Here is a 5,910-nt window from a genome sequence, read left to right as displayed (position 1 = left end):
CTGGAGGAAGCGCCCCCCATCGTGTTTGTGCACGGCAATGGCGACACGGCGGCACTGTGGCAAACCACTATCTGGCGCTTCGAGTCCAACGGCTGGCCGCGGGACCGCCTGTACGCCATTGATGTGCCCTACCCGGCTGCCCGCGACGATGACAGCAAGCCGCAGGTCGGCCGCACCTCGACCACCGAGCACATGAATTATCTGAAAGGCGAGGTCGAGAAAGTACTGCAAGCCACGGGCGCGCGCAAGGTGGTGCTGATGGGCAACTCGCGCGGCGGCAATGCGATTCGCAACTACATCGAGACCGAGTACCAGCGTGGCGGCAGCGCGGCGGTCAAGGTCAGCCATGCGATTCTGGGCGGCACACCCAACCACGGCGTGTGGGCGATCAAGGGCTACAACGAAAAAAATGAGTTTTCCGGCACCGGGCCTTTTCTCTCGGGCCTGAACGCGGCGCGCAACCCAGCCGGAGATGAGGTGACGCCGGGCGTGCAATGGATGACGATACGCTCCGACAACAACGACAAGTTTGCCCAGCCCGATGGCCTGTGGATTGGAGCCAAAGGCACGGCCACCCACGTCACTTTTGCCGGCCCTGAACTCAAAGGCGCCAACAACGTGGTGATTCCCGGCATTGATCACCGTGAAACCGCGTTCTCACCGGCCGCCTTTGACGCCAGCTACCGTTTCCTCACCGGACACGCACCGGCCCACAGCCGCATCCAGGACGAAGCACAAGTGGTGCTCAACGGCAAGGTTAACGGTCTGGGGCTGCAATCCAACGATGCCAAATCCGGCAACTTTTCCAACAACCTGCCGGTCGACGGCGCTGAGTTGACGGTCTACGCGACAGACGCCGCCAGCGGTGCCCGCCTGGGCAACGCAGTACACCGTAAAAAAGTCAGTGCCGACGGTCAATGGGGACCCTTTGTGGCGCAAGCCGGTGTGCCCTACGAATTCGTGGTCGCGGCGCCCGGCTATGCCACCACCCACATCTACCGCAGCGGCTTCCCGCGTTCCAGTGCCATCGTGCATTTGAATCCGGCACGCCTGGCCGACGCCGACAAGAGCGCCACCTCGGTCGTTACCCTGACACGCCCGCGCGGCTATTTCGATGCGGTGCGCGACAAACTCAGCTTTGATGGCCATACGCCGCCGCCGGGCGTACCGCCGACCGGCGCCGGGGTATCGAGCTCCAAAATCTCGTTGAACGAAGCGGGCATTCGTGCCATCACAGCGGACTTCAATGGCGAACGCCTGGCGGGTAGAACCTGGCCTGCGGCCGAGAACCAGATCGTGATTCTGGAACTGACGAATTAATCCAACTGTCCGCCGACCGATCGATACGCCCTCTTTTTTCTCCCTCATGCGGTGTGAGGGAAAGTGCAGCGCCGGGCTCAGGCCGCCAGGCTGCCCGGCGCATCCGACATGATCCGGTCCAGCGCCCGCGACACGATGGGCTCCTGGTCGATTACGTTGAGCCGACCGTGGCGCAACAGCGCCGCCACTTCCCGCTCCGAGCGCACAAATGCATCAAAGCCATCCCGGTTGGTAAACAACAAGCGCGTGCGCATGGGGCTGACCCAGCTCAAACGGCAGCGGTGCTGCGTCGTCTTGTCCACCATGAAATCAAACCACAGGCCGCGGGAGAAGGCTCGGGCCAGGGCATCAAATTCATCCGCTGACCCGACCAGCTGGCCAGCCCGACGCTGCTCCAGCTCTTTGATCGCCTCATTCCCAGCGCTCTCCTCCATGGCCGCCGACGCCGTGTCCAATGGCGCCGGTTGCGTCATCCGGATCGCCATCATATGGGTCGAAATCAGGCGCCGGGTGAAGGTGGCACGGGGCTCCCCGGTCCAGTCAATGGCGTCCAGACCGGCATTCAGACTGCGCACCAGAGCGGGCAACACCGCCACCAGTTGACGGCGCTCTTCGGTCCGGGTCTTCGGCTGGGTCGACCAGATCAGCTGATCCAGGGTGGTCAGGGCACTGTCCCACGACGCCCGGTGGGTCTGGGCCGCCACCCAGGCGCGCGCCATCACCTCACGCCATTGGGTCGTCAGGAAAGGAACCAGAAAAGGCGCCAGTGGCAACTCTGACGGCAGGGCCTGGATATGGGCATGAATCACCTCGTCGGCGTGCGTCTGCGCCTGCTCAAAGGACTCGCCCAAGCGCTCATGATCCGCCACCGGCTCAATATGCCCTTGCGCCTGCTGCTCGGTTTCAAACAGAAATTCGGTGAACTCCAGCAGCAGCTCGCTGAACAGCGTCAGGTCGTCTTCGAACTCGTTGAGCACGCGCATGACGGTGTTTTCTATGCGCACGTACAACGGATCGCGCTCGCCCTTTTCGGGTGCCCAGGCGATGGACGCCATCGCCAGCGTATCCACCAGTCGGCGCGCCGGGTGATCGGCGGACAGGAAAAAATCCCGGTCAATCATGGCCGCTTTGAGAACCGGGATCTGCAGGCGCCCAATCACGTATTTCATCTGCAGGGGAATTGCCTGGTCGGCAAAGACGAAATCAAACACTTCGGCCAGCGCGTCCACGGTACCGCGATCCAGCTCGGGCGCCCGGCGGACCTCTTCCCGATTGCGCATCTGGCGCAGCACGTTGTGATCGTCCGGATCCTGCCCCGCCAGAATCTGATGCGACGAAGAAGCACCGGCCCCCACTTGCAGTTCACCCAGATAACCCATGAATTCGGGGTCGGCGTGCGCCAACGAGGGCCGCACCCCGTCGCCCGTCGCTTCAGTTCCGGCCCGTGCCCGGCCGTCCTTGGCGTTCCCGCCATCCCCGGATTCTTCCCGGGCGACGCGCGCGCCAAAGCCGAGCCGTTGCAAAAACTGTCGCGCACGTGCCGCCACGCTGCGTCCTGCCGGTGCCAGACCGCCCCAGGAAGAAGGTGCGCGCTCTGGCGCCAGACCGCCAAAGCCCGATCGCCAACTCGCCGATGCATCGTCACCGCCTGCCAGGGGTGTCGGTGCCGACGCAGACCCCAGGGCCGCGCGCGAAGAGGCAAGCGCGTCTGATTTTTTGATACGGTGCATGGTCTGCGCCTCAATGCCGGCATGCATCAGCATCGCGTTGAGCTCAGCGTACAACGGGGCCAGATCAATACTGTGCCGCGGTTCAAGCGCCAGCATCAGGTCTTCCGTGGCCAGATCGTCAAGCCCGCTATTTTCCCAAGCCAGCAAGAAGGAGCGGACAAACACTTCAGGGCGAAACGGATTGTGGGACAAGCTCGGCACATCCAGCCCCAGCACCACGGCCAGACGCTGGGTCAGCGGGCTCACATTGGCGTCGTAGTGCGCCGTGAAGCGCTGAGCCACCCGGTCCAGCAGCAGAATGCGCTCGACCTCATCCACGTCAATCAAGGACAAGGACATGCCGTCCAGCGCGTCGGTTGGCGTGTACTTTCGAAAATCGGAGCTTGGCGCGGCGGGCAAGGCAAGGAGCACCTCCTCATCGAGCGACGCTTGAAGGGCGGCCTGAAAGGCACGATGGAAAACCTCGGCCTGTTTGTCCAGCAAGACAAAGGCGGAACGCAGGTTCTGAGCCTGCGCTTGCGACGGCCTGGCGTCCAGCAGATCCAGCAAATGCTCGCGCACCAGTTTCAGGTTGGCGTTCTCACGCTCGGCAAAATAAGCCAGGGTCTTGCCGATCAGGCTACGGATGTGGCGACGTGCCTGGATCGGCACATCGCGGGTTGAGGAAGGCGAGCGAATGGACATCCGAGTAGGGCTTGGCGTCTTTGAACCGGCGGGGCTGGTCATGCCCCCACAATCTGCGGGAAACGCCTTGACCGGTCACGCGTCCTGCGTCGCTACCTTATCAGGAATTACCTGTAAGGACTTGTAAAAGGTGTGTCTCAGGTGCAGGGCTACGCGCGCTGACCCACTCGACGCTCAGGCCAGCAGTCTGGAAGACTTCGGCACATGCGCCATCAAAAACTCCATCTGGTCAGCCAGAATGCGGCGGTTGCGCAAAATGAAGTCTTCCCACAGGCTGGGCACATAGGGTGCATACAGCAATGGCATATGGGCCTGCTCGGGCGTGCGGTGGCTTTTGCGGTGGTTGCAGGGGCGGCAAGAGGTGACCACATTCATCCAGATATCGATGCCATTCTGGGCAAACGGAATGATGTGCTCACGCGTCAGGTCTTCCTCATGAAAATGGTCACCACAATAAGCGCAGATATTGCGGTCGCGGGCGAACAACTTGCTGTTGGTCAGCCCCGGCTTGAGGTTGAAAGGATTGATGTTGGGCACGCCCCGGGTGCCGATGATGCTGTTGACGGTGATGATGGACTGCTCGCCGGAGATGGCGTTGTGACCGCCATGGAACACCGCCACCCGCGCGCCCATCTCCCAGCGCACCTCCTCGGCGGCGTAGTGAATCACCGCCTGCTCAAGCGAAATCCACGATTGGGGTAGCCCTTGGGCTGACAGCTTCAAGACCTTCAAAACACGCCTCCTGGAACTTCTGAATCATGACAGGACAGACCGCGGCGGCATCGCCGCACACTCCGTCCTCAACACTTTAGAACCACTGACACTTGTCTCTGGCAGCCGGGTAAAAAAATGTTACCCCGCTGCTAGGACACAATATAACCTGTTTCCATGACAACCTGGCTTCACGCGCTTGAGTCAACGGCGCCGCCTGCTATCAAAAAGATAACAATCCAATGAAGGTTTTTCGCGGTTTTCACCATCCCGGCCTGAATCAGGCCTGCGCCCTGACGATAGGCAACTTCGACGGCGTGCACCGGGGCCACCAGGCCATGCTGGCGCTGCTCAAAAGCGAGGCCCAGCAGCGCGGCGTGCCGAGCTGCGCCATGACGTTTGAGCCGCATCCGCGCGACTATTTTGCCGCCGCCACCCACAAGCCCGAGCTGGCGCCCGCCCGCATCGGCACGCTGCGCGACAAGCTGACCGATCTGGCCCAGTGCGGCGTGGACCAGACCGTGGTCTTGCCCTTTGACGCCCGGCTGGCGGCGCTTTCCCCGCAGGCGTTCATCGACGACGTGCTGGTCAAAGGCCTGGGTACGAAATATGTTCTGGTGGGTGATGATTTCCGTTTTGGCTTCAAGCGCGCGGGCGACTACACGATGCTCGACGCCGCCGGCACGGCACAAGGCTTTGACGTCGCCCGCATGAACAGCTACGAGGTGCATGGTTTAAGAGTATCGAGCTCGGCCGTGCGCGACGCGCTGGGCCAGGGCCGCATGGAGGACACGGCGCGGCTGCTGGGACGACCCTATCGCATCTCGGGCCACGTGGTGCACGGTCGAAAACTGGGGCGCGAACTGGGTTTCAGAACCCTCAACCTGCGCTTTGCGCACTGGAACCCCGCTGCCAGCGGCATCTTTGTGGTGCTGGTGCATGGCCTGGCCGAGCTGCCTCTGGCCGGCGTGGCGAACCTGGGCATTCGCCCGTCGCTGGACCCGCGTGACGTGAACGGCGGGCGGGTGCTGCTGGAAACCCATTGCCTGGACTGGCCCGCCAGTCTGGGCACGGAGGAGGCGTACGGTAAAATCATCCGTGTGGAACTGCTACACAAACTGCACGGCGAACTCAAATACGACGGTCTGGATGCCCTGAAGAAGGGTATCGCGAAAGACTGCGACGACGCGCGTGCTTACCTGGCTTCACTGCACGCGCAGACACATCGCCAAACGACGCGCGACCGAATTTAGACGGCAAAAGGTTTCGCCCCGCCCGACGCCGCCCTTCGAGCCGGGCTCCTCCGATACAACATACGCTGCCCTGCGGCGAACCCGTTCCATTTGCATCATGACCGACTCCACCACACCCGCCAAAACCGATTACCGCAGCACGCTCAACCTGCCCGACACCCCGTTCCCGATGCGCGGCGATCTGCCCAAGCGCGAGCCGGGCTGGGTCAAGG

At 62.5% G+C, this 5,910-nt stretch carries 4 protein-coding genes; 2 read left to right on the top strand and 2 right to left on the bottom strand.

Going from position 1 to position 5,910, the window contains the following annotated elements:
- The coding region (locus tag B3V69_RS18245; protein WP_296448521.1) for an alpha/beta fold hydrolase at window positions 1-1,320 on the top strand (1,320 nt) is incomplete at its 5' end.
- 77 nt (window positions 1,321-1,397) lie between these two features.
- On the opposite strand, the gene B3V69_RS18240 is transcribed toward B3V69_RS18245, so the two are convergent.
- Window positions 1,398-3,734, bottom strand: a complete 2,337-nt coding sequence (locus tag B3V69_RS18240; protein ID WP_296448519.1) for a DUF1631 domain-containing protein — start codon at window positions 3,732-3,734, stop codon at window positions 1,398-1,400.
- A gap of 174 nt (window positions 3,735-3,908) precedes the next feature.
- Window positions 3,909-4,466 carry an HNH endonuclease gene (locus tag B3V69_RS18235; protein WP_296448517.1) on the bottom strand — a complete coding sequence of 186 codons (558 nt, stop codon included), beginning with the start codon at window positions 4,464-4,466 and terminating at the stop codon, window positions 3,909-3,911.
- Between the two features lie 221 nt (window positions 4,467-4,687).
- Between B3V69_RS18235 and B3V69_RS18230 the strand changes: the two genes are divergently transcribed.
- Window positions 4,688-5,698: a bifunctional riboflavin kinase/FAD synthetase gene (locus B3V69_RS18230; RefSeq protein ID WP_296448515.1), complete on the top strand. Its 1,011-nt coding sequence runs from the start codon at window positions 4,688-4,690 to the stop codon at window positions 5,696-5,698.
- Window positions 5,699-5,910 lie beyond the last annotated feature (212 nt).

This window comes from Rhodoferax sp. UBA5149 (genome assembly GCF_002413825.1).
Lineage (GTDB): Bacteria > Pseudomonadota > Gammaproteobacteria > Burkholderiales > Burkholderiaceae_C > Rhodoferax.
Note: the sequence above shows the minus strand (reverse complement) of the source record. Positions and strands in the feature narration are given on the sequence as shown.